The sequence below is a fragment of the Bradyrhizobium uaiense genome (genome assembly GCF_010811875.1).
Classification (GTDB): domain Bacteria; phylum Pseudomonadota; class Alphaproteobacteria; order Rhizobiales; family Xanthobacteraceae; genus Bradyrhizobium; species Bradyrhizobium uaiense.
The window spans coordinates 1-22,916 of record NZ_VKHP01000153.1; the positions used below are offsets into that span (position 1 = coordinate 1).

21 protein-coding genes and 1 pseudogene are annotated in these 22,916 nt (G+C 64.9%); 9 read left to right on the plus strand and 13 right to left on the minus strand.

The genetic code is table 11. The features are described from left to right. The coding region (locus tag FNJ47_RS29740; protein WP_249778686.1) for a sugar phosphate nucleotidyltransferase at positions 1-193 on the minus strand (193 nt) is incomplete at its 3' end. 333 nt (positions 194-526) lie between these two features. Here FNJ47_RS29740 and FNJ47_RS29745 point away from each other — a divergent pair. Together FNJ47_RS29745 and FNJ47_RS29750 are read left to right on the plus strand one after the other, a co-directional pair. Beyond that, complete coding sequence (locus tag FNJ47_RS29745; protein WP_163159525.1) at positions 527-1,492, plus strand: lysylphosphatidylglycerol synthase transmembrane domain-containing protein; 966 nt, start codon at positions 527-529, stop codon at positions 1,490-1,492. 10 nt (positions 1,493-1,502) lie between these two features. After that, complete coding sequence (locus tag FNJ47_RS29750; RefSeq protein ID WP_163159526.1) at positions 1,503-2,513, plus strand: MraY family glycosyltransferase; 1,011 nt, start codon at positions 1,503-1,505, stop codon at positions 2,511-2,513. Here FNJ47_RS29750 and FNJ47_RS29755 read toward each other — a convergent pair whose 3' ends face one another. From FNJ47_RS29755 to rfaD, 6 genes are all read right to left on the minus strand, one after another. Continuing rightward, the gene (locus FNJ47_RS29755) at positions 2,514-3,455 is read right to left on the minus strand and encodes an NAD-dependent epimerase/dehydratase family protein (protein WP_163159527.1); all 942 of its coding nucleotides are present in this window, start codon (positions 3,453-3,455) and stop codon (positions 2,514-2,516) included. Continuing rightward, positions 3,452-4,666, minus strand: a complete 1,215-nt coding sequence (locus FNJ47_RS29760; protein ID WP_163159528.1) for a glycosyltransferase family 4 protein — start codon at positions 4,664-4,666, stop codon at positions 3,452-3,454. The genes FNJ47_RS29755 and FNJ47_RS29760 overlap by 4 nt, the downstream gene beginning before the upstream one ends. 48 nt (positions 4,667-4,714) lie before the next feature. Then, entirely contained in the window at positions 4,715-6,628 is a 1,914-nt protein-coding gene (locus FNJ47_RS29765; RefSeq protein WP_163159529.1) for a nucleoside-diphosphate sugar epimerase/dehydratase, read from the minus strand. An 84-nt stretch (positions 6,629-6,712) separates the two neighbouring features. Further along, positions 6,713-7,993, minus strand: a complete 1,281-nt coding sequence (locus tag FNJ47_RS29770) for an O-antigen ligase family protein (protein ID WP_163159530.1) — start codon at positions 7,991-7,993, stop codon at positions 6,713-6,715. A gap of 8 nt (positions 7,994-8,001) precedes the next feature. Then, positions 8,002-9,474, minus strand: a complete 1,473-nt coding sequence (gene rfaE1, locus FNJ47_RS29775) for a D-glycero-beta-D-manno-heptose-7-phosphate kinase (RefSeq protein ID WP_163159531.1) — start codon at positions 9,472-9,474, stop codon at positions 8,002-8,004. 18 nt (positions 9,475-9,492) lie between these two features. Beyond that, positions 9,493-10,473 (minus strand): ADP-glyceromanno-heptose 6-epimerase, encoded by a 981-nt coding sequence (gene rfaD, locus FNJ47_RS29780; protein WP_163159532.1) that lies wholly within the window; start codon positions 10,471-10,473, stop codon positions 9,493-9,495. A 135-nt stretch (positions 10,474-10,608) separates the two neighbouring features. Between rfaD and waaF the strand changes: the two genes are divergently transcribed. Then, the gene (gene waaF, locus FNJ47_RS29785) at positions 10,609-11,673 is read left to right on the plus strand and encodes a lipopolysaccharide heptosyltransferase II (RefSeq protein ID WP_163159533.1); all 1,065 of its coding nucleotides are present in this window, start codon (positions 10,609-10,611) and stop codon (positions 11,671-11,673) included. Here the strand turns inward: waaF and FNJ47_RS29790 are convergent. Continuing rightward, complete coding sequence (locus FNJ47_RS29790; protein ID WP_163159542.1) at positions 11,655-12,695, minus strand: glycosyltransferase; 1,041 nt, start codon at positions 12,693-12,695, stop codon at positions 11,655-11,657. The two genes, waaF and FNJ47_RS29790, sit on opposite strands and share 19 nt — an antisense overlap. Before the next feature lie 137 nt (positions 12,696-12,832). Here FNJ47_RS29790 and galE point away from each other — a divergent pair, with 137 nt between their 5' ends. Both galE and FNJ47_RS29800 read left to right on the plus strand, forming a co-directional pair. Beyond that, positions 12,833-13,846 (plus strand): UDP-glucose 4-epimerase GalE, encoded by a 1,014-nt coding sequence (gene galE / locus FNJ47_RS29795; RefSeq protein WP_163159534.1) that lies wholly within the window; start codon positions 12,833-12,835, stop codon positions 13,844-13,846. Between the two features lie 108 nt (positions 13,847-13,954). Further along, positions 13,955-15,766 (plus strand): ABC transporter ATP-binding protein, encoded by a 1,812-nt coding sequence (locus FNJ47_RS29800; protein ID WP_163159535.1) that lies wholly within the window; start codon positions 13,955-13,957, stop codon positions 15,764-15,766. A gap of 6 nt (positions 15,767-15,772) precedes the next feature. Here FNJ47_RS29800 and FNJ47_RS29805 read toward each other — a convergent pair whose 3' ends face one another. After that, positions 15,773-16,966, minus strand: a complete 1,194-nt coding sequence (locus FNJ47_RS29805) for a dipeptidase (RefSeq protein ID WP_163159536.1) — start codon at positions 16,964-16,966, stop codon at positions 15,773-15,775. Between the two features lie 147 nt (positions 16,967-17,113). On the opposite strand from FNJ47_RS29805, the gene FNJ47_RS29810 reads away from it, so the two are divergent. Further along, complete coding sequence (locus tag FNJ47_RS29810) at positions 17,114-17,815, plus strand: fumarylacetoacetate hydrolase family protein (protein ID WP_163159537.1); 702 nt, start codon at positions 17,114-17,116, stop codon at positions 17,813-17,815. 62 nt (positions 17,816-17,877) lie between these two features. On the opposite strand, the gene FNJ47_RS29815 is transcribed toward FNJ47_RS29810, so the two are convergent. Beyond that, on the minus strand, positions 17,878-18,141 hold the full coding sequence (locus FNJ47_RS29815) for a hypothetical protein (protein ID WP_163159538.1): 264 nt from the start codon (positions 18,139-18,141) through the stop codon (positions 17,878-17,880). Between the two features lie 176 nt (positions 18,142-18,317). After that, on the minus strand, positions 18,318-18,545 hold the full coding sequence (locus FNJ47_RS29820) for a hypothetical protein (protein ID WP_163159539.1): 228 nt from the start codon (positions 18,543-18,545) through the stop codon (positions 18,318-18,320). Between the two features lie 208 nt (positions 18,546-18,753). On the opposite strand from FNJ47_RS29820, the gene FNJ47_RS29825 reads away from it, so the two are divergent. Continuing rightward, positions 18,754-19,038 (plus strand): hypothetical protein, encoded by a 285-nt coding sequence (locus FNJ47_RS29825; RefSeq protein ID WP_236000162.1) that lies wholly within the window; start codon positions 18,754-18,756, stop codon positions 19,036-19,038. Positions 19,039-19,061: 23 nt separating this feature from the next. On the opposite strand, the gene FNJ47_RS29830 is transcribed toward FNJ47_RS29825, so the two are convergent. Then, on the minus strand, positions 19,062-19,295 hold the full coding sequence (locus FNJ47_RS29830) for an SPW repeat domain-containing protein (RefSeq protein ID WP_163159540.1): 234 nt from the start codon (positions 19,293-19,295) through the stop codon (positions 19,062-19,064). Between the two features lie 6 nt (positions 19,296-19,301). After that, positions 19,302-20,968, minus strand: a pseudogene (ggt, locus tag FNJ47_RS29835) (gamma-glutamyltransferase). 412 nt (positions 20,969-21,380) lie between these two features. Between ggt and FNJ47_RS29840 the strand changes: the two are divergent. After that, positions 21,381-22,484, plus strand: coding sequence for an IS5 family transposase (locus tag FNJ47_RS29840; RefSeq protein ID WP_163159541.1), 1,104 nt, complete (start codon positions 21,381-21,383; stop codon positions 22,482-22,484). Next, positions 22,481-22,861, plus strand: a complete 381-nt coding sequence (locus FNJ47_RS29845; RefSeq protein WP_236000163.1) for a hypothetical protein — start codon at positions 22,481-22,483, stop codon at positions 22,859-22,861. The genes FNJ47_RS29840 and FNJ47_RS29845 overlap by 4 nt, the downstream gene beginning before the upstream one ends. Positions 22,862-22,916: the final 55 nt, after the last annotated feature.

A 22,916-nucleotide genomic window follows, 5' to 3' on the forward strand; every position in this document is an offset into this window, starting at 1 on the left:
GATAGGCCTCGTTGGTGATCACGATCGGCCGTTCGAACAGGCCGGCGTCGGAGACCCGCAGCAGCGTCTCCTGGAAGGTCGAGCGCGCCCCGAACAGCGACAGGAACTGCTTCGGATGCACTTCGCGTGACGCCGGCCAAAGCCGCGTGCCTGCGCCGCCGCACATGATCAGGGGAATAATTCGTCGATCCATCGATGCCTCAAGTCCTGTCGTCCATCCGCGGACGGCACACCAAATGGGCCCGGCCGCCACGGCCGGTAGCCCCGTTACCTGGGAAGCACGATCCGAGCAGTCACGCGCCCCCACGCGTCTGGTCGGATTTTACCGGTTTTTGTAAATTCCCGGTGAGCGGCGGGGCGTCCCCGCTCCGGCCTCTTTAGCCGCCCCCTCGCGCCTGCCGCAATAGGGACCAGTACGGGTATTGCCAGATCGATGCGGAAACCATACCAAGGCGGCGAATTTGGGCGCGCGAAAGCGTTTTGCGCTGTTTTTGACACATCCTGAAACCTGGCAGCGCGAACCGAAATGCGCCGAATCCTGCTTTCGACCGTCAAGATCCTGATCTCGGCTGCGCTGCTGTACCTGTCGCTGCGCAAGGTCAATCTGTACGACCTGGCCTCCCGCATCCAGGTCGAGAGCCTGGGCTGGCTCGGCCTCGCGATCGCGGTCACCTTCCTGCAGATCTTCCTCGGGGTGCTGCGTTGGCGCGAGATCAGCGTCGAGTGCGGCGCTCCGCTGGAGACCGCCCAGGCGATGCGCTTCAACGTCATCGGCACCTTCTTCAACCAGACCCTGCCGTCCTCGATCGGCGGCGACGCCGTGCGGCTTTGGCTGGTCGCGCGCGCCGGTGCAGGCTGGCGCGCGGCCACCTATTCGATCTTCGTCGACCGCGCGGTCGGACTGATCGCTCTGGCCGTCGTCATCGCCGCCACCCTGCCCTGGAGCTATCAGCTGATTTCCGATTCCCACGGCTGGACGGCATTGCTGCTGCTCGACCTCGCCGCACTCGCGGCCGGCTTTGGTTTCCTGCTGATCGGCCTGTTGCCCTGGCCATGGCTGAAGCAATGGTGGGCAACGCATCACATCCACGCCTGCGCGGTCATCGCGAACCGGGTGTTGTTCAGCCGCGAGCATGGGTTCAGGGTCGCAACCCTTTCGATCGCCATTCACGTGGTGACCGTCGTGATCGGCTGGTGCGTCGTGAAGTCGATCACGGCCCCCGTCACCTTCGGGCAGATCTTCCAGTTGTTGCCCCCGGTGATGCTGATCACGATGATGCCGATCTCGATCGCGGGCTGGGGAGTGCGCGAAGCCACCATGGCGCTGGCCTTCGGCTACGCCGGATTGATCGCGAATGAGGGCGTCAACATCTCGCTGCTGTTCGGCGCGGTGTCGTTCGTGGTCGGCGTGTTTGGCGGCCTGGTGTGGATCCTGAGCCCGGAAAAGGCCGCCAAGGGCGCCCAGCCGATCGAAGTCCCGGGATCGCAATGATCAGACCAGAATGAGCGCTTTCGAGATACTCCTGTCGTTGATCGCAGCGGTCCTCGCCGCATCGATCTCAGCCGTCCTGATCCGGGCGACGCGCCCTCTGCTGCTGCGTGTGGCGCTGGCGAAGCCGAATGCGCGCTCGTCGCACCGCATTCCAACGCCGCAGGGCGGCGGCATCGCGGTCATCGCAGCCACGCTGCTGGCGGGCGGGCTCGTCGTCGCTCTCGCCGGATCGCCGGACCTGACCGTACCATTCATCGTGTTCGCGGCCTGCCTGTTCATCGCGGTGGTGGGCTTTGCCGACGACATCCGTTCCCTGCCCGTCGTCTTCCGGCTGTTGCTGCAGGCAGCCGCCGTTGCGGCCGTGGTGTTCTCGGCGCCCGGCGATCTCAGACTGGTTCCGGCCTGCCCGCTCTGGCTCGAACGCGGCCTGCTGCTGTTTGCAGGCCTCTGGTTCGTCAACCTCGTCAACTTCATGGACGGGCTCGACCTGATGACGGCGGCCGAGGCCGTGCCGATCACGGTGGCGGTCGCCCTGCTCGGCAGTTTCGGCCATGTGCCGGCTGCGCCCGCGCTGGTCGCGGCAGCGCTGTGCGGCGCGCTGCTCGGCTTCGCGCCGTTCAACCGGCCGGTGGCAAAGATATTCCTCGGCGACGTCGGCAGCCTGCCGATCGGCCTGCTGCTCGGCTGGTGCCTGCTCGAGCTTGCCTTGCATCAGCAATTCGCCGCCGCGCTGCTGCTGCCGCTGTACTATCTGATGGATGCGACGGTCACGCTGTTCCGGCGCGTGGCGCGGCGCGAGCCATTCTGGGCCGCGCATCGCTCGCATTTCTATCAGCGCGCGACCGACAACGGATTCACGGTGTGGCGTGTCGTCGGCGAGGTCTTTGGGCTGAACGTGATGCTGGCGCTGCTCGCATTCGCCTCGGTCGCCCTCAATTCGCTCACCGCGGACATCGCGCTGCTGCTGGCCGGCGTGCTCGCTGTCGCCTGGCAGCTGCGCCGGTTCTCGCGGCCGCTCTGATCAGACGTCCGTTCGACGCAGCGCACGCTTCAGTCCTTCATCGAGGCTGATCGGCTGTTGCCATCCGGTGCTTGTGACCTTGGACAGATCCAGTTCGAGTGACGCGAACAGGCTGTCATAGGCTTCCCTGCGGCCGCCGATCGTGAGCGACACCTTCAGGAGCGATGGCGGCAGCCAGAACAGGCGCGGCGAGGTTTCTGCGGCGCGGGCAAGGCGCTCGACGAACTCCCGCGTCGAGACCTGCTCGCGGTCGGCCACCAGAAACACGTCGTATTCACTTCCCGGCTGCGACAGCCGGTACAGGATAAACGACGCCAGGTTTTCCGCCGACAGGAACGCGCGGCGGTTCTTCACATAAGCCAGCGGCAGCGGCATGCGATTGATCACCGCGCGCTTGAGCAAGGCAAAATTTCCCTTCGCACCGGCGCCGTAGATCAACGGCGGCCGGATGACGGTCACTCTCATGCCGCTGCCCGGCGCGATGTCCTTCAAGCCAACCTCGGCTGCCGCCTTGGAATTTCCGTAGAGGCCGCGGGGTGTCAGCACATCGTCCTCGCGAAACGGAGGACGCCCGTAGTTGCTGCGCCCGTGCACCAGGATCGTGCTGACGAAAATGAAATCCCGAATGCCGGCTGCGACCGCGGAGCGCGCCAGATGCAGTGTGCCTTCGTTGTTGACGTTGCGGTAGAGTTCGATCGACTGCTCGTCGGACTGCTGGTGAACGCGGGCCGCAAGATGAACGACGGCGTCCACGCCGTCGAGCGCGGCGCGCCAATCGGTGGCGGGACTCAGCGAATCGATCATCACGTCGTTGGCATCTTGCGGCGGGGTTCGCACCGCGCGCCGCACCACCCAGCCGTTGCGCACGAGCTCCGGCACCACATGGCGGCCGACAAAGCCGCTGGCACCCGTCACCAGTACCGTCCGGCGACCATCACTCATGCCGTTCGCTCCGCTTCGCGATTGGATAACAGCTCCGCAACCAGCGCGGCGTAGCTCGCAAGCGCTCGCTCCGGACTGAAGGTCCGCGCGGTCGCGACGGCGCGTTCGGCCATCGCGGCATCCTGCGATCGCGACGCTAGGCGGATGGCGTCGGCGAGCTGATCGGGCCTTCCCGGTGTGACGACCCAGCCCAACCCGTTTTCGCTCACGGTAAGCGCCGCCTCGGCCTCCGGCTCGGAGACCAGGATGACGGGCCGGCCGGCCGCAAGCAGATTATAGAACCGGCTCGGCACCGACACCCCGGCGACGTCCTTGCGATAGGGAATGAGCCAGACATCTGCGCTGGAAAGAAGCGCATCCAGTTCGCCGTCCGCAACGCGGTCGACAAGCGTGACATTGCCGAGCTGCGCCTCGGCCTGCATGTCCTTCAGCCGCGCGAAGCCCATGCCCCAGCCCGAGAGCAGGAAATGGATGTCGTTCTCGTTCTGCAACAGCCGCGCTGCGTTAAAGACGATGTCCGGATCGTGGGTGAAGCCGAGATTGCCGGACAGGCCGACGACGAACGGGGCGGCGATGGCCTTGCGAAACGGATTGTCCGGGCTGACGGGACGGCTTCCGGCCGAAAGCGTGGCCCAATTCGGAATGAACCTGATCTTGTCCTGGGTCATTCCGCCATAGCGCAGCAGCAGCTTCTCGGCGTCGCGGCCGATGACGATGACGATGTTCAGCGCACGGAACATCAGCGCGTTGATCGCGCGCATCGCCCGCGCAACCAGCGAGGACGGCCGCAGCAGCCCGGCCATGACCAGCACGTCGGGAAACAGGTCGTGCAGGATCAGCGCCGACTTCGCCCCCTTCAACCTTGCTGCGGCGGCCACCGCATACGGGAGCGCAAAGGGCGCAGTCACCGTCAGCGCCACGTCGCCGCGCTGTAGTCGCGACAGCAGCGAAAAGAAGATCCGGCCGGTGAACAGCGCCTCGGCCAGCGCGCGCTTAATCAGCGCCGCCTTTCCCGGCAACCAGTTCCTGATCTCGACGACGACGGGTCGCCCGGGCGCAGGCGCCCGCGCCGACCCCGGCATTCCGGAGACCACCATCACGTCCGCCTCCTGCGCGATCCGTTCGGCGATCGCGGACATGATCGCCGCAGTCGTGCTGTGGTCCGGCGGATAGTGCTGGCTGACGACTACGACTTTTCGAGAATGCGGCATCAATGGCTTTCGAAACGGACCTGTCTCATCGTCCGCAGGACGGCGCGGTCAGGCGGCATTCGATCCGAACTCGGGCACAGCGTCCTGAAGCACTGCGCGGATGGTCACGCGGTCATCCCTCTCGATCGCATCCTCCAGCGCTGCAAGCCATTTGCGCAGCGTCGACATCGGCGGCTGGTTCGGCTTGGCCGCCATGACGCCGGCGACGCCGATTTCGAGCGTCGGCTCCTGGCTTGCGAACAGGATCTCGTTGAGCCGCTCGCCGGGGCGGATCCCGCTGAACACGATCTCGACGTCGACGCCGGGTTGCAGGCCCGACAGACGGATCATCCGCTCGGCGAGATCGACGATCTTCACCGGTTGGCCCATGTTCAGCACATAGACCGAGACGTCGGGCCGCGCCGGCGTCACCGCGTGCGTCGCTGCGGTGATCACGAGATCGCAGGCTTCGCGGATCGTCATGAAGTAGCGAACCATGTCGGGATGGGTCACCGTGATCGGTCCGCCGGCCTCGATCTGGGCCTTGAATTTCGGCACCACGGAGCCGTTGGACGCCAGCACGTTGCCGAACCGCACCGAGATCAACCGCATATGCGGCTTGCCCCTTGCCTCGGTCATCAGGTCGTGGTCCAGCGCCTGGCAATACATCTCCGCAAAACGCTTGGTCAGGCCGAGCATCGATACCGGCTCGATCGCCTTGTCGGTCGAGATCATCACCATCGCGCTGGCGCCCGCGGCGCGCGCGGCGTCGGCCACGTTCACCGAGCCGAAGATGTTGGTCTTGACCCCTTCGCTCCAGTCACGCTCCAGGATCGGCACATGCTTGAGCGCCGCGGCATGGAACACGATGTCGGGCTTGAACTCGCTCATCAGGCGCGTGATGCGCTCGCGATCCCTGATGTCGGCGATCCGGCCCTCGATCTCGGGGCCGGTGTCGCGCGCGGACAGCGCTTCGGTGACGGCATACAGCGCCGGCTCCGAGTTCTCCACGACGAGGAGGCGCGCCGCGCCGAAGGTCGCGACCCGCTCGCAGATTTCCGCGCCGATCGAGCCGCCGCCGCCGGTCACGATGACGGACTTGCCCTTCACCAGTGTCTCGAGCCGCGCGTAGTCGATCTTCTGGCTCGGGCGCAGCAGCAGGTCCTCGACCGCGACATTGGTGAGCCGCGGCGCATCGCCGCCCTCCAGCGACGGCAGGCGACTGACCATCAGACCAAGCCGCTTGGCGCGCATCAGCAGGCTTTCCGGATGCGCTTCCGGCTCGAAGGCCGAAGGTGTCATGACTACGCGCTTGATCGGCCGCTGCCGGCTCTCGAAATCGCGAATCACGGCCTCGATGTCATCGACGCCGCCGAGCACGGGAATGTTGCGGATCATCTGGCCGCGGTCCGCAATCGACGGCGAGAGCACGCCGACCGGCCAGAGCCGCTTGATGGCGCCGTTCTCGATGCCGCGCAGCACAACCTCCGCGTCGGCCGTGCGTCCGACCAGCAGGGCCGGCGCGGCGTTGTCGGACCGGGCATGCAGGCGCGTGCGCGAATAGCGGAAGTAGCGGTAGCCGAGGCGCAACGCGCTCAGCGCGAACACCTCCAGGAAGAAGAAAAGGATGATCGTGACCCGGCCGAGGAATACCGGACTTGGCGAATTCGCGCCCGCGAAGAAGTAGACGTAGTCCAGCACGACCAGCGCCAGCGTCAGCACCGCTGCGACCCGCAGGATATTCACCGCGTCCGGCAGCGAGGTGAAGCGCCATTTTGCCGTGGTCAGATTGGAGAAGTAGCTGACCACAATGCTGAATAGCACGAACCAGGGCAGAATACGCAGCAAATGCGGCAGTCGATCGGTAAGGAGGCTGCCCTCGAAACGCAGATAAAAGCTCGCCAGCAACGCAAACGTCGTCGCGAGCGCGTCATGCAGCAAAATCAGGAAGTTGCGCAGGGTGAATTGTGAAAGGCGCGTCATCTAACGGACGGGTTACGGGCAACTGGGAGTTCGCGATGGGACATTGGCAGGCTGATAGCGTATCTGTGGAGCCCTTGCCAGCGATCATCGATGAACGGGAGGTTCGGGTTCCATATCGGTCCCCAATTGCCCCTTCAGCACCATGCCGCCCGCGACCCCGACGCCCAGCACATACATCCAGCCTTCGTGAAAATCGAAGATGTGTGAATTAAACAACGAACTAGTAATATTCTGTACCACGACGAGAAGTCCGATCCAGTTCACGAGACCGTCGCCGCGGAACAGCAACAGGTGCAGTAACCACATCGCGTACAGGATCGCTACACCGACAATGCCCCACTGCACGGCAACGTTCAACGTTTGATTGTGGGGGTTTCCAATCACCTCGCCTGAGGCCTGGGTCACACCGCCGGTCGCGACGCGCTCGAACAGGCCCCGCGTCGATCCGGTGCCGTGGCCGACGACCGGGGCCTCGGCAAAGAAGCCGAGCGACTTGCGCCAGAATTCAAGCCGCAAGCCGAGCGACGTCGGCTCGTTGCGTTCCATGTAGAGCCTGTAGTCGCGCTGGAACGACTCGGCCGTCCGGCGCAGCGGCGACGATCCATACCACGCCACCACGGACAACGCGGCGGCCGCGCAAAGGATCAGCACGATGCTGCGCCAGCGCAGATGCAGCAGCGCAAATACCGCAAACATGATCGGAACAGTGACCAACGCGGTCCGCGACACCACCACCAGCGCCATGTTGGCGAACAGGCTGAGCGCAATCGCGATCAGCAGGACGGCCAGCAGGACGCGCTTTGCCCGCAGCAGCATCACGATCGGATAGGCCAGCGCGACCGCGCACAAGGTGAACTCCTGACTCTGGTCGATGTAGTTCTTGACGAACACGCCCTGCTCGCCAGGGCCGGGCGCCCGCAGCGCGAGGTGGGGATAGGCAAGCACCAGCCACGACATCAGCATCAACAGCGTGCATGAGACGAGGAAGGCCACGAACACCCAGTTGCCGCGGGTCGAGCGCTGAAAATGATAGAGCAGGACCGGAAGCACCAGGAGCTTTGCGGTCGGCCCGACCGCGTACAATCTCGCGCCCCAAGCGGCGTCCGACCAGAGCGTGCCGACAAGCGCGAGGCAAAACAGCGCAATCGGCGCCACACAGATCGGCCGCTTCAGCAGCGCCCAGAACGCCTTCAGGTCGACCGTCGGCGCGATCGAGATCAGCAACAACACGCCGAAGATACCGACCAGCGAGGTCGACCACGGCAACGACAGCGCAATCAGGACCGCGACCACATCGGTCGTGATCTGCCAGCGCGCCGGATCGCGCCAGGCCGGACACGCCGCGGCGCCTGCCGGGGATGCCATGCTCGCGCTCACGCTTGACCCTCACGGGCCCGGGCAACCAGCGACGTCGTGCTGTGGCCGGGCAGGATCTCGACCAGCACCACCTCGCCGCCGGCAGCCTCGACGATCTCGTGGCCGACCACCTGCTCGCGGGTATAGTCGCCGCCCTTGACCAGCACGCTCGGCCGCACCTTCGTGATCAGCTCGATCGGCGTGTTCTCCTCGAAGATCGCGACGAGGTCGACGGCTTCCAACGCCGCCAGCACCTCGGCGCGCGCGCGCTCGTTCTGCACCGGGCGCCCCTCGCCCTTCAGCCGCTTCACCGAGGCGTCGCTGTTCAATCCGACGATCAGGCGGTCACAGGTGCTGCGCGCGGCGGTCAGCACCTTGACGTGACCGGGATGCAGGATGTCGAAGCAGCCGTTGGTGAAGCCGATCCGCAGATCCTGCCTGCGCCATTCCTCGAGGTATGCATCGATATCGCCGCCGGCCGCGACGATCTTCTCCTCGGCCGCCAGCGACGCATGCGGCAGGATCCTTCGCCGCAACTCGGCTGACCTGACGATCGCGGTGCCGGTCTTGCCGACCGCAACCGCCGCGGCGGCGCTCGCGATCCGCAGCGCGCCTTCCCAGTCGGCACCGCCCGCCAGCGCCAGCGCCAGCGCCGCGGCAACGGTATCGCCGGCACCGGAGACGTCACGCACCTTGACCGGCAGCGCCGGCACATGGATCGAGCCGCCGTCCCGCGTGACCAGCGTCATGCCGCGCTCGCCCTGCGTCACCAGCATCGCCTCGCAATCCGCGAGATACATCGCATCGGGTGCGGCCTGCGCAATGCTGTCCTGACTGTCGGCGCGGCTGCGGGTCGCCTCGGCGAATTCCTTGCGGTTCGGCGTCAACACGGTCGCGCCGCGATAGATCGCGAGATTGGCGCTCTTGGGATCGACGATCACGCGCTTGCCCGCCTGGCGCGCGGCGTCGATCACGTTGCGGATCACCCGCGCGGTGAGCACGCCCTTGGCGTAGTCCGACAGCAGCACGATGTCGGCCTGCGCAAGACGCGGCAGAATGGCATCGATCAGCTGCTGCTCGACGGCGGCCGCAGCCGGCGCGGCAAGCTCCCAATCGGACCGCAGCATGTGGGTCGAGAACTGTTCGGAGACGAAGCGCACCTTGCGCGTGGTCGGACGCGCGGCGTCGCGCACCAGCACGGTCTCGATGCCGGCCTCCTTCGCCAGCGCCTCGGTCAAAACAGTGCCGGCAGCATCCTCGCCGATCAGGCCGACGAAGATGCAGCGTCCGCCGAGCGAGGCGATATTGCGCGCGACGTTGCCGGCGCCGCCGATATTGATCTCGCTGCGCCTGACCGCGATCACCGGCGCCGGCGCCTCCGGCGAGATTCGCGACACTTCGCCATACACGAACTCGTCGAGCATGAGATCGCCGACGCAGAGCACGGTCTGGCCGGACATTGCACGCGAGATCGCTTCAAAATCGAACATCAGTCACCGTCATCCGCTCTAGCGATAGCGATCCGCGCGATCGAGGAAGCCCTTCACATAGGCCTCGACCGCGTCTTCCAGGCGGGTAAAGCCGCCATTGTATCCGGCGCGCGCGAGACGATCGACAACGCTCTCGGTGAAGTATTGGTAACTGCCGCGAATCTGCTCGGGCATGTCGACATACTGGATGTTCGGCTCCCGGCCGAGCGCACCATAAGCCGAGACGATCAGGTCCTTGAAGCTGCGCGCCTTGCCGGTGCCGACATTGAACAGTCCGGAGACCTGCGGCGTCGCGATTAGCCAGATCATCACCCGCACGACGTCATCGACATAGATGAAGTCGCGACGCTGGTCGCCGTCGGCGATCCCCTCGCGATGCGACTTGAACAGCTGCACGACGCGGCCCGCTTTGATGTCGTCGAAGCGGCGTGCCAGCACGCTCATCATCGAGCCCTTGTGATATTCATTGGGGCCGAACACGTTGAAGAATTTCAGTCCCGCCCATTGCGGCGGCAGCCGCTCACCCCTCGCCGCACGCTCGGCTACGGCGAGATCGAACAGGTTCTTGCTCCAGCCATAGAGGTTCATCGGCCGCAGGCGCTTCAACGCGTCCACCGAACCATCGTCGTCGAAGCCCTGGTCACCGTCGCCATAGGTGGCGGCCGACGAAGCATAGATCAGCGGGGTTGCGGTCGCGGTGCACCAGTCGAGGAGGCGCAGCGGCGTCCTGAAATTGGCTTCCATGACCGCATCGCCGTCGGTCGCGGTGGTCGACGAGATGGCGCCAAGATGGAGGATGGCATCCAGCCGACGGCCCTGCAGCCAGGCAATCACCTCGGCCGGCGGCACAAAATCGGCGATCTGGCGCTTGGCCAGGTTCCGCCACTTGCCGTCGTCCCCAAGAACGTCACAGACCGCAACGTCACTGCGCCCGGCGTCATTCAACGCGGCCACGACGTTCGATCCGATAAAACCGGCGCCCCCGGTTACCAGAAACATGATGAAATCCCGCCAGATTCCTTTGCAGCCGCCAGCTTTGCCCCAGTCCAGCGCCACAGGCAACGACGGCTTTACCTCTTATCGCGAACCGGTTACCGACTTGGCGCGCCCGACCCGGCCTTGGCCTATTTAGAAATGAATATTGATTCAATACCTGATATCGAAACGCAGGATGCGGAGGATACCAGACCTATCCTCGTCGTGCCCTATGTTTGGATCGGCGATTTCGTGCGCGGCCACACCGTGGTCCGGGTGCTGCGCAAGCGCTGGCCGAACCGGCCGGTCGACCTTCTGACCACCCGCCAATGCGCCCCTCTGGTCGACTACATGCCTGGGGTCCGGGCCGGGATCGTGTCCGACTTGCCGCGCAGCCGGCTGGCAATCAGCCGGCAGCGCGCGCTCGCGGCGGAGCTTCGGGCGAGGGCCTACGCCACCGCGCTGGTCCTGCCACGCACCTGGAAGGCGGCCCTTGCGCCGGCGCTGGCGGGCATCCCCGAGCGGGTCGGCTTCTTCGGCGAAGCGCGGTTCGGCCTGATCAACGCGATGCGATGGGGCGAAAAACAGCAGCCGCGCTTCATCGACAAGAACGCCATTCTGGCGCTGCCTGACGGCGCCGCCCGCCCGCCGGAATGGCCGGTGCCGCAGCTTCGGGTTCCGGCAGACGAGATCGCGCGCTGGCGGCAGGTCAACGGCCTCGGCACGGGTCCCGCGATCGCGCTCGGCCCCGGCTCGGTCGGTGCCTCCAAACGATGGACCTACTATCCGGAGGCCGCGCGGCTGTTCGCCGAACGCGGCTTCGACGTCTGGGTGGTCGGCGGCCCCGGCGAGAAGGCGCTGGCGCAGGAGATCACAGCAATCGGCGGCGCCCCGGTCCGTGATCTCACCGGCACCGATTTGCGCAACGGCGCGCTGGCGATGGCCGCGGCCAGCGTCGCCATTACCAACGACTCCGGGCTGATGCACATCGCAGCCGCGATCGGCACCCCGACCATGGGCATCTTCGGCCCGACCGATCCCTATCTCTGGGCGCCCCTCAACGGCCTCGCCGCGACGGTGCGACAGACCAGGAGCAAGCTGTCGTGCCAGCCGTGCCAACGCACGGTCTGCACCATGAACGACCATCGCTGCATGCGCGACATCGCCCCCGAAGAGGTCGTGGAGATCGCGCAGCGCGTGCTGGCTCAGATCAACGCGCGATAGACCGAAGCGATCGCGTTGGCCTCGGCATCGAGGCTGAACTTATCCACAACTCGTTGCCGTGCCCGCGCCCCCATCGAGAAGGCCGATGCCGGATCACGCATCAACGGCTCGAGCGCAGCCACCAGCGCGTCGGCGTCGCCGGGCGGCGTCAGCACGCCGGTGACACCGTCCTCGACGACGAACTCGGCCGCCCCCGCGCGCGCCGCCACCAGCGCCGCGCCTGCCGACATCGCCTCGATCAAGGTCAGGCCAAAACCTTCGTTGCGCGAGGTGAAGGCATAGATCGTCAGCCGCTGGTACCAGCGCACGACATCCTCGATCGGCAATTCACCGGTGATGACAACGCGCGATTGCAGCCCGGCGGCCTCGATCTTCCGTTTCAGCTCGTTGGCAAAGGCCAGTTGCTCCGGCACCACGGCGCCGACAATGACGGCCGTGAAATCTGGATAGCGCGGCAACAACCTGCACATCGCCTCGACGAAGACGTCGCTGCCCTTCTGCGCACGCACCCGACCGAAGCAGCCGATCGCATAACGCCCCGGCAATCCGCTCTCGGCAAACGCCGCGGCGCGTTCGGCCGGCGGCGCATAACAATCGGTGTCGACGCCATGCATCACGACCGTTGCCTCGCGCTTCAGATACGAGGCCGACAGCGGGCTGGTCGCGATGATCGCATCCATGGTGCTGATCAGCCAGCGGGTCAGCCAGGTGTGATGGCGCTGCGCGGCTGAGGTGAAGAGCAGTTTCAACGGCCAGCCGAGCGTGCGCAGCAGAAGGCCTGCGATCATCTCGTCATTGCGACGCGCGTGCCAGATCACAGGCCGCGCGCGTCGCCACAGACGCATGAGGTCGGCAAATCCAAGCGCATCGATGCCGTCGGGCCGATGAGAGCCGAGCCAGCCTGCGCGAAACATCTTTGCAAGCTTCGGCGCGACCATGCGATTGGTCGCTGTGACACCCGAATAGCGTCGGTGCAGGTTGGGCACGATGAGCTCAAGCTCGCCGGCAGGTGTGTTCTCGATCGGCACGCAAGTCTCCGTTTCGCGCCAGTTCCTATACGCAACATTAAGCATAGTGGCCAGTTCGGCCGCGGCGAAACCCCCTCTTCACCGCACTCCCGCTAGCATCGCCAGTTGAAGATATCGGGAGAGCTCTCACCATGACCGTGCTCGTGACCGGCGGTGCCGGCTATATCGGAAGTCACATGGTTCATGCGCTGGTCGACGCCGGCGAGAGCGTCGTCGTGATCGATAATCTCTCCACCGGCTTCTCGGCGTTCCTGCCCGAAGGTGTTCCACTGTTCATCGGCGATGCCGGCGACGAGAACCTGGTCGAGGGCGTGATCGCACAGCACGGTATCGACAGCATCATCCATTTCGCAGGTTCTGTCGTGGTGCCGGACTCGATGCGCGATCCGCTTGGCTACTACCGCAACAACACCATGACGACGCGCAGCCTGCTCAATGCTGCCGTGAAGGGCGGCGTCAGCCGCTTCATCTTCTCCTCGACCGCGGCCGTCTACGGCAATCCGGACCAGGTGCCCGTGCCGGAGATCGCACCGACGCGTCCGCTGTCGCCCTACGGCTCGTCGAAGCTGATGACCGAGATCATGCTGCACGACGTCGCCTCCGCTCATGGCATGAGCTACGTCGTGCTGCGCTACTTCAACGTCGCCGGCGCCGACCCGAAAGGCCGTGTCGGCCTTTCCACCATCGGCGCCACCCATCTGCTCAAGATCGCGGTCGAGGCCGCGACCGGCCAGCGCGCCAAGATCGACGTGTTCGGCACCGACTATCCGACCCAGGACGGCAGCTGCGTGCGCGACTTCATCCATGTCAGCGACCTGGTCGAGGCGCATCGCGCGGCGCTGTCCTATCTGCGTGCCGGCGGGCAATCGGTGACGATGAACTGCGGTTACGGCCGCGGCTATTCCGTGCTCGAGACAATCGAGGCAGTCCGCCGGGTCTCGATGCGCAATTTCGCAGTCGCCTACGCCGCGCGCCGGCCCGGCGACATCATGACCATGGTGGCCGATACCAGGCGGATCCGCTCGCTGCTCGACTGGACGCCGCGTTACGATGATCTCGAGATCATCGCGAGCCACGCGCTGGCCTGGGAGGAGAAGCTGTTCCGGGAGCGCGAGACTCCGGCGCGACAGGCAGAATCGGCCTAAAAATCAAGCCGTTATCACGCCGTTATTATACTTGAAAAAGCCCCGCCAAGCGGGCAAGGAGGTCCGCAACCCTGATGGCCGGCGCTGCCCGCCGTCAATGGAACGCGGATGGCTCAGTTTCCAAAGAAAATTACCGACGATCCCTATGGCGCGGCGATCCTGATTCGCCGCCTGGTCACGGAACAGGGGATCACCTACTGGCGGCGCTATCTGACGGCGTTCGCCCTGATGGCCGTTGCGGCCGGCTCGACGGCCGGCGCCACTTACGTGCTCGGCCAGGTGATCAACCAGGCCTATGTCGACAAGAACATCCCCGGCATCGCGATGTTCGCCGGGATCACGGTCCTGCTGCTGTTCATCAAGGGCGTGGCGACCTACGGCCACATGGTGATCCTGTCGAAGATCAGCAACGCCATCCTGGCGCGGAACCAGCGGCAATTGTTCGCCAAGCTGATGAGCGAAAGCATCGGCTTCTTCTCGCAGCGGCATTCCTCGGAATTCCTGGCGCGGCTCACGGCCGGCGCCAAGTCGATCACCGACGTGCTCAACATGCTGGTCAATGCGATCGGCCGCGACTTCCTGATGCTGATCAGCATGGTCGCCGTGATGGTCTGGCAGGACCCGCTGATGTCATTCATCGGGCTCGTGGCGGTGCCGCCGGCGATGCTGGTGCTGCGCAAGCTGGTGAAACGGATCAAGGGCCTCGCCTACAACCAGTTCACCGGCACCGCCGACATCATGGAGACGATGCAGGAATCGCTGCAAGGCATCCGCACCGTGAAGGCGTTCACGCTGGAAGATACCATGCAGCAGCGCATCGACGAGAACATCGCGATAGTCGAGCGCAACGCCAACAAGATGGCGCATGTCGCCAACCGCTCCAACCCGCTGATGGAGATGCTCGGCGGCTTCGCGGTCGCCGGCTGCCTGCTCTATGGCGGCTACAGCGTGGTGGCGCTCGGTTCCACGCCGGGCCAGTTCTTCACGTTCCTGACCGCCTTCCTGATGGCGACCGAGCCGGCCAAGCGCCTGGCGCGGCTCAACATCGACCTCAACAGCCAGCTGGTCGGCGCGCGGATGCTGCTCGAGGTCGTCGACAGCCCGGCGAGCGAACAGGCCGACGACGACAAGCCGGCACTCAAGCTCACCGATGCGCGGATCGAACTGCGCGACGTCAGCTTCGGCTACCGGCCCAGCGAGCCGGTGCTTGACCGCATGAGCTTCACAGCCGAACCCGGCAAGGTGACCGCACTGGTCGGCCCCTCCGGCGGCGGCAAGTCGACTGTGCTCGCACTGCTGCTGCGCTTCTACGAGACGCGCGTGGGCGACATCCTGATCGACGGACAGTCGATCCTGTCGGTCTCGCGCAGGTCGCTGCGCCGGCAGACCGCCTATGTCGGCCAGGACGTCTATCTGTTCCGCGACACCATTCGCGCCAACATCGCCTTCGGCAAGCAAGGTGCCACCGAAGCCGAGATCATCGACGCCGCCAAGGCCGCCTGCGCGCACGACTTCATCATGAGCTTCCCGCTCGGCTATGACACGCCGGTCGGCGAGCACGGCACGCAACTGTCCGGCGGACAGCGCCAGCGCATCGCGGTCGCCCGCGCGCTGATCAAGAACGCGCCGGTCATCCTGCTCGACGAGGCGACTGCCGCGCTCGACTCGGAGTCCGAGAAGCAGGTGCAGGAAGCGATCGAGCATCTCTGCCAGGGCCGCACCACGATCGTGATCGCGCACCGCCTGCACACCATCATGCATGCCGATGCGATCCTGGTGGTCGAGGGCGGCGCCATCGTCGAGCGCGGGCGTCACGAGGAGCTGCTGCGCCGCGGCGGCCGCTATGCCTCGTTCTTCCGCCTGCAGCACCACCACGACCCGTCGCCGCTGGCGCTGGCGCCGATCAGCGCCACCGGCTAAGGCTCGTCATCCCTGCTCGTCCTTGGCGGCAATGCCTGCGCGCAGCACGCGCAGGACGTTGCCGCCCATGACCTTGCGGATGTCGTCCTCGGAGAACCCGTTCGACATCAGCGCCTGGGTCACGGCGACGATGTCGCTCGCATCGAAGCCCGTGGTGGTCGAGCCGTCGAAATCCGAGCCGAGGCCGACATGGTCGATCCCGACCAGGTCGCGGACATGCGCAATCGCCCGCGCGACATTCTTCGGATCGAGCGAGCAGACAGCGCCTTGCCAGAAGCCGATGCCGACCACGCCGCCGGTCCGTGCGACACCCCTGACCTCGTCGTCGGTGAGGTTGCGGTTGACCTTGCAGGTCGCCTGAACGCCACCATGGCTCGAGACCACCGGACGCGTCGCCATCGCCAGCACGTCGGCGACCGCCGCGTGGCTCGCATGAGCAAGGTCGACGATCATCCCGATCGCTTCCATCCGCTGCACGACCTGCCGGCCGAGCGGCGTCAGTCCGTCCTTTGCCACACCGTGCATCGAGCCTGCGATGTCGTTGTCGAAGAAGTGCGCGAGACCGGCCATTCTGAATCCGGCGGCATAGAGCACGTCGAGATTGCCGATGTCTCCCTCGATATCCTGCAGGCCCTCGATCGAGAGCATTCCACCAACCACGGTGATGCCGTTCTTGCGATCGGCGAGCAGCCGATCGATGTCGGCCGGCGTCGTGATGACGCGAAGCCGTCCGGCGGACTTGTCGGCGAAGCCGTGCAGTTTCTCGGCATGCCATAGCGAACGCTGCATCAACGAGGACCAGGTCCGCATTGGCTGCAGATCGATGATGGCGAGGTTCGTGATCGTGTCGGTGTCGCCGGCGTTGGCATCATAGTTCTGGCCCTTGGGCGACTTGGTGACCGACGAGAACACCTGCAGCGCGTACCGCCCCTCGATCAGACGCGGCAGATCGATGTGGCCACGATCGGATCGTGCGATCAAATCGCGCTTCCACAACAGGCTGTCCGCGTGCATGTCCGCCACATCGAGCGTCGCCTGCAAGGCCCGCGCCGCGGGCGTGATATCCAGGGGCACGCGCTGGACCTTGTTCTGCCCCCGGTCGATCCGTTCCGGGGTGACCACGAAAAAGCGAACAGCGGAGGCGAACGAGACCGCGGCAATCAGCGCAAGGCCGATCGAAAGCCATTTCCGCGTCGGCATCACCGCTCTCGCAGGCCAAAGGCGGCTGCGCTCAGCGGAAAGCTGGCCTCACCTCTGCGCCGGGTGCAGCCGCAGCCCCTAGCCGCCAGCGCCGTAACCGCGTAAACACGGCCCGCGCTCCCTCCTTCAACCCTCCGGGACCCGTTCATGAACGCCGCTTCCTACGTCATTCCGCTTCCCCCGCAGCCCTCGCTTCCCGTCGTCGGCGAATCCGGCGCCTATCCGGTCCGCCGCATCTGGTGCGTCGGCCGCAACTATCTCGAGCATATCAGGGAGATGGGCAATGACGAGCGTGCGCCGCCGTTCTTCTTCGGCAAGCATGCCGACATGCTGGTGCCGGACGGTGCGACGATCCCCTATCCGCCGCTGACCAAGGACCTGCATCACGAGGTCGAGCTGGTGGTGGCGATGAAGAACGGCGGGCTGAACATTCCCGCCGACAAGGCGCTGGAACATGTCTACGGCTATGCCGTCGGCATCGACCTGACCCGCCGCGACCTGCAGATCGCCTCGCGCAAGAAGGAGCGGCCCTGGGAGGTCGGCAAGTCGTTCGACTATTCCGCGCCCTGCTCCGCGATCCAGCCGGCCTCGAAGATCGGTCATCCGACCGCGGGCAAGATCTGGCTCACCGTCAACGGCAAGGAAGCGCAGAAGGGCGACCTCACCGAGCTGATCTGGAACGTGCCTGAAATCATCTGGCAGCTGTCGCAGCAGGTGAAGCTCGCCGCCGGCGACATCATCATGACCGGCACGCCCGCCGGCGTCTCGCAGCTGCAACCCGGCGACAAGATCGAATGCGGTGTCGACGGCGTCGGCAAGCTCGCCGTGACGATCGGCAAGCCCGAGTAGTCTCCGGATCCGATCCACCAGCAGACCGCGGCCCCGAACCTGGTTCGGGGCCATTTGCTTTTTCAGAATTGCTCGTGGCCGGGATGATTGGGGTCGCCCAAATACCCGCCGCCGCTGCCGCCCGCACTGTCACCACTGTAGTCAGTTCCGAGATAGGGCGGCGGATCGACCGGCTGGCGATGCGGGCCGCCCGAACCGCCCGGGGGCAGTTTCGCGCCGACATTCTTCGGCGGCGCCATGTGAAGTCCGCCCGCCTGTGCGGAGCCCAGTGCAGTCACGCCGAACGCGACAACGGCAGCGAAAGCAACAAGCGATTTGCGTGTCATGCGACGTCTCCTTGAGCTCGGGCCCGGCACCATGCGCCGGCTCCGACGCCGCAGTCCTCGCACGATCACGCCGGCCTGCCTGTGACGCGGGTCACGCTCAATTCCGGTCGCATCCCGACGACCCACATGCCCGGGAAACCCCGGACCCAAGATCCGGGGCTTTCCGCAGCGTGTGGTCAGCGCATCGTGCCGGGCATGCAGGGCGGTTCGGTGAATGGTGCGGTTGCGAACGATCCGACGTTCGGCGCGCGCACGCAATCGGTCGTCTTGCTGCTGACCGGTGTCGTCATCGTCATCGAAGCATGAGCGCGCCGCGCCGCAGCATTGCTGCCGGCGGCAGACGCCTGAGCCGAATACGCAGCTGCCGCAACCAGCGCAAGCGCGGCGAAGGTCAATTTGGTCATAGGATTTCTCCGCACGATGGGTGAAGCCGACCAATCTCGGCTCCTGTGATCAAGGAGCGTCAACGCTGCAAAATTATTTCATCACGCACGATCACCTAACCGCGAGCGCTTCATTACATCAGGCGGATCGGGGAATACCGGGACGACCGAGGCACTCCATTTCATCAAGGCCGCGCGCAAACGCGGCGATGACGGCATGGAGATTCTCATGATCGATCTTCGACGAATGGGCCAACGGCTTGGCAAAGGACTGAGCCTGGCAGCAATCCTGTCGGCGGCAACGGCGAGCTCTTGCTTCGCACAGCCGACGGTCCAGGAGCCCAACGCCTATGCATCAAACGAAACGGCGACGCGGCCGTGGCTAGCGCCGGTCGGCCATCGCCAACCGCGCACCGCCGACATTCCCGCAGCGACATCGACGTCGCAGCAGATCATCGATCAGGAAGATGCGATCGTCGATCGCAAGATCAGGGGCATCTGCCGCGGCTGCTAGCATCTCCTCGCGGCCGGCAGGTCCTAATGCCTTTCGGCTGCCTGCGATGCAGCCTGTCCGAGATGCGCCTTCTCGTACTCGAGCCACAGCTCGAGCAGCGCCATGAATGCGACCACCGCACCCGCGGCGATGCTAAAATGCATCGCGCGGGTGTGCGTGAAGCCAAGCAGCCATGGTGAGGCGATCAGCCAGCATCCGACGAGCAGATTGATCCATTCCTCCCAGATCGAAAGCGCAACGATCGCCGCCGGCGACACCTCGTCTTACGACAGCCCGAGGGCGCGTCCGTCGCTGCGCGGATCGTGCGCGCCGGTGATGCTTCCGTCGGCGTCGATCCGGATTGCGCCCGGATGCCCCGCGAGCGGGCTCTGGGCTGGAATCGGACTCATTTCGTGGCCGCGCTCGGCGAGCGCCTTGAAGACCTCTTCACCGGCATCCTTCTCCAGCTTCAGGCTGTCGCGCGAGTCGGAGAACGTCTTGCCAAGCAGGAAGCGCGGCCGCGACAACGCGGTGAGCGGATCCATATTGTAGTCGATCAACCTTGTCAGCACCGCCGCAAGCGTATGCGGCTGGCCGTCGGCCCCCTGCGTGCCGTACAGCAGATGCGGCCGGCCGCTCTTGAGATAGATTCCCGGATTGAGCGTGTGGAACGGCCGCTTGCCCGGCTTGAGGAAGTTGGGGCTGGCCGGGTCGAGACTGAACGAGGCACCGCGGTTGTGCCAGAGGATGCCGGTGTCGCCGGCGACCATGCCGCTTCCCCAATCGTAGTAGACGGTTTGCAGCATGCTGACGCAATTGCCGTCTCGATCGGTCGCCGCGAGGTAGACCGTGTCGCCCTTCTTGAACACGTGCGGCCACGGCATCGCCTTCTCGAGGCTGATCGCCTTCGCGCGTGCGTCGAGGTAGCTCGCCGAAAGCAGCTGATTGACCGGAACGTCGACGAATTCCGGATCGCCGATGTAGCGGCTGCGGTCGATAAAGGCCTGCTTCACCGCTTCGACCAGGAGGTGATAGTAGTCGGCGCTGCCTTCCGGATATTTCGCGAGCTCGAAGCGGTCGAGGATACCCATGATCTCGAGCGTCGTGAGACCTTGCGTCGGCGGGCGTAGCCCGAGCAGTTCTCCGCCGCGATAGCCGACACGCAACGGCATCTCGTCGCGAGCGCGGCAGCGCGCCAGGTCGTCGGCGGTCAGTGGTGAGCCGATCTGTTTCAGTCCGGCCGCAACGCGTGCGGCGAGCTTTCCTTCATAGAAATCGCGCCCGCCATTTGCGGCCAGCATCTCCAGCGATCTCGCGAGTTCGGGTTGGATCAGAGGCTCACCGATCTCAGGCATCCGGCCCGCGGCCATGAAGATGCGCTGGATATCAGACCAGTCCTTCAAGCTCTTCGCTTCCATGTCCTGCCAGAAGCGCTGCGACGGCGTGACCGGGAATCCCTTGCTGGCGTATTCGATCGGCCGCGCGAACAACGACGCCAGCTCTGTTTCCCCGCCCAGGACTTGCGGCTGAAATCGAATGCCTGGTCCCAGACGTCGACGGTCGTGGCCGCGGTCAGCGCCGAGCCCGGTCCCCGGATCGGGATCGAGCCGCTGTAGTTCGGAAGGTTGAGAGCGGCCTGACCTGCGCCGGAGAGCGTCCGGACATTTCCCTTGCGGTCGCTGATCACCATGAAGCTGTCGCCGCCCAGGCCGCTGAAATGCGGATAGGTCACGCAAAGCGTGGCGCCGATGGCGATGACGGCCTCGATCGCATTGCCGCCCTTGCGCAGCACCTCGAGCCCCGCCTGCGTTGCGAGCTCGTGCGGGCTCGTCACCATTCCCGTCTTCGATCGCGCCAGCGCGCCCGTATTGTCGAGGGCCCAGAGCGGCCTCGGCGCCGCCGCAGCGACCGCCGTGAGCATGGACCCGACCAGCAACTCCCTGCGCGACATGCCAAAATTGGCCATTGGTGTTCCCTCCCCGGTTTTCCTCGTCGTGCCGAAGTCATTAAGCGCGGGCTCGCGCGGCACTGGTATTTGGCATGCCAAAATTGAAGAAATTTCTTACTTCGGTCAAGCCTGAGCATGGGAAAGAACGGCTTCGCTCGGACGCCGTCGGCCAGAAGGCCAAAGCGGACGTCATCGCGCCGATCGAAAGGTCGGCCGTACGGTGCAAGTAAGGAAAAACGGACATGCCGGTTGTAGTGGGCAGGATGCCGCCGTCGACGTTGCGAAAGCTGCCACTCGGCGCGAAGGATCGCGCCGCGCCGGTACGCCTCCGCGCTCTAGCAGGCTGTTGAAGAAGTTGGTGGCGGAGCGTTTCGGATCGTGATTCTCTGGGATCGGATTTTTATCTTGGGGCGCGATGCGGGGGAGTGACGAACGTTGCGGCTCGCTGTTCAGTTATGTGGACTTGGAGGCTCGGGTTCGCGTGGACCACCCGTTACGGGTGATCCGGGACTTGGCGAATGCAGCGCTGAGTGATCTTTCTGGGGAGTTCGGCAAGCTCTATACGGACTTCGGTCGCCCCTCGATCGCACCGGAGAAGCTGCTTCGGGCGATGCTCCTGCAAGCGTTCTATGGGGTTCGCTCGGAGCGGCATTTGATGGAACGGATGGAGTTCGATCTTCTGTTCCGCTGGTTCGTCGGGCTTGGGGTGGATGATGCGGTTTGGGACCATTCAACCTTCTCGAAGAACCGCGATCGGCTGCTTGAGGGCGAGATTGCGGCCAAGTTCCTGAACGCGCTTTTGGCGCAGCCGAAGGTCAAGCGTCTGCTATCGAGCGATCACTTCTCGGTGGATGGCACGCTGATTGAAGCCTGGGCTTCGATCAAGAGCTTCCGGAGGAAGGATGGCAGCGACAAAGACAAGGATGGTCCGGGACGCAATGCCGAGCGCAGCTTCCACAAGGAGAAGCGATCGAATGAGACCCATGCGAGCACGACCGATCCCGAGGCCCGGCTCTACAAGAAGGGTGACGGCCAGCCGGCCAAGCTGAGCTACATAGGCCATGCGCTGATGGAGAACCGCAATAGTTTAGCGGTTTTGGGCGGGGTCAGCCAAGCGACGGGCACCGCCGAACGGGAGATCGCGCTTGCCATGATCGATGCGCGCGGGTGCACGAAACGGATCACACTAGGGGCCGACAAGGCCTATGACGTCACGCAGTTCGTGCACGAGCTCAGAGATAGATTAGTTACCCCGCATATCGCGATCGACGGGCACCTGAGTAAGACCGGAAAGCGGCGCAAGACGGCGATCGACGCGCGTACCACGCGTCACAGCGGCTACGACATTAGCCAACGCTGCCGCAAACGCATCGATGAAGTCTTCAGCTGGATCAAGAGTTCCGCTGGCTTGGCCAAGGTCAAGCTGCGAGGCCGCGGCCGCGTGGATGCCGTCTTCGTCCTGGCGCTTGCGGCCTACAATCTGATCCGGCTGCCCAAGCTTCTGGCATCATCGGCATGAGCATCCGGGGCAGATGGCGCGTCGTCGAGACCCCGGGCTACGACATGGCCGTGGCCGGCGCCTACATCCTGTTCGATAAGGACGGCGGTGAGTTCGCCTTCGATTGCCTCACAGGCTCCATTCATGGAGCCTGCCACGGCGATGCCGTCGAGTTTGGCTGGCAGGGAAACGACGAAATGGAACCAGCCGAGGGTGACGGCTGGGCCGAACTAAAGGATGACGGCTCACTCGAAGGCGAGATCTGCCTCCTCAACGGCGACAACATCCCATTCGTCGCACGTCGTTCAAGACTTCTTCAACAGCCTGCTAGTCTGACTGAGTCACAAAACCGCCGGCTAGAATCAATGATGGTTGCAGCATGGACCATTAGCCGATGAGGCCGACATGAGCGGGCGTGGCACGAAGACGAGCGAGAAGCGATTTGAGGCGTAT